At 56.1% G+C, this 1,083-nt stretch carries 2 protein-coding genes; both read right to left on the bottom strand.

Annotation, left to right across the window (positions count from 1 at the left end):
* A partial coding sequence (locus AC4PR2_RS29070; RefSeq protein WP_492176073.1) for an ATP-binding protein occupies positions 1-248 on the bottom strand: 248 nt, incomplete at its 3' end.
* The coding region (locus AC4PR2_RS29065) for a transposase (protein ID WP_492176072.1) at positions 245-1,083 on the bottom strand (839 nt) is incomplete at its 5' end. The genes AC4PR2_RS29070 and AC4PR2_RS29065, both read right to left, overlap by 4 nt.

Genomic DNA, 1,083 nt, shown 5'->3' with positions numbered 1-1,083 from the left:
AACTCCGGTACCTGGCTGAAGTCATACCCATCAAGGCCTTTTCCAGCCGGCAGACGCGCTTCTTTCAGATACCGTTTTCGCCGCTCCGTTGTTCTGTGCCCGGATTCTTCTGCGCACAGCGCCAGCAGGTATCTGGAGGGACTCCACCCCTCCGATAGCGCCACTTTTTCCAGTGGGTGCCATTCCATGCCCATTTTCGATAATCGCAGTTCGCGCAGTAATCGCTCCAGCGTGCTGATATCTGTCATCGACTGGCCTCCGACACGATTTTTTCATAGTCCGCCAGTTTATGCTGAACGACCGTCTGCGGTGCCGGGGTCTGAACCGGTATTCCCAACTGGCGCTGGACCTGATCCAGCGTCAGTTCGCGACCTGACTTCAACAGCTGCGCCAGTTTTTTACGAGGGTCATCGATATCATCATGCTCCGCAGCCATTTTCAGCGTTTGCACCATAATCCGGCAGGCCAGCCCTGGTGTCGCCCGGGTGCACAACGCCCGCCACAACGCATTCCAGCGTTCATCAGGCAAGATATCTTCACGCAGGGCGGCGTGGTAAAGCGCATTCGGTTTTTTCACCAGACTATCCAGCATGTGTCTGAAGTCGATGCTGCGTGCCCGCCGTTTGCCTTTCTCCGGCCTAACCCGTGCGCAGTGATAGACTTCGCTGCTGCCGTTATAAAAACTCAACCGGTCATCCCACAGGCGAACCTTCAGCGTCAGGCCGATCAACCTGGACGGCACGCTGTAAACCACCAGTTTCACCGTCACCGTACTGCTGGCTGTTACGCGGGCCAGGAGCTCTTCATAATCTGCGCAGCGCTGTAGCGGCAATGGATTGAGGTGTTCGCGTTCTTGTGCAACTGCGCCGGCATGGCGTTGGTTATGACGCAACACTTGCGTGGTGATGAAGCTGCGGTATTCTTCTACGCTGTCGAAGTCGGTGTTTCCGCGCATAAGCAAAGCCTGACGTATCCGGCGCTTGAGGTGACCATGTGCTGATTCCACCGCGCCATTCTCGTGGCCTTTTCCCGGATTATTATGCGAAGCCAATACGCCATAGTGTTCGCAAAAGGCGGCATAGC

This window comes from Serratia sp. A07, assembly GCF_058725505.1.
This window is presented reverse-complemented; position numbering and strand designations above follow the sequence as displayed.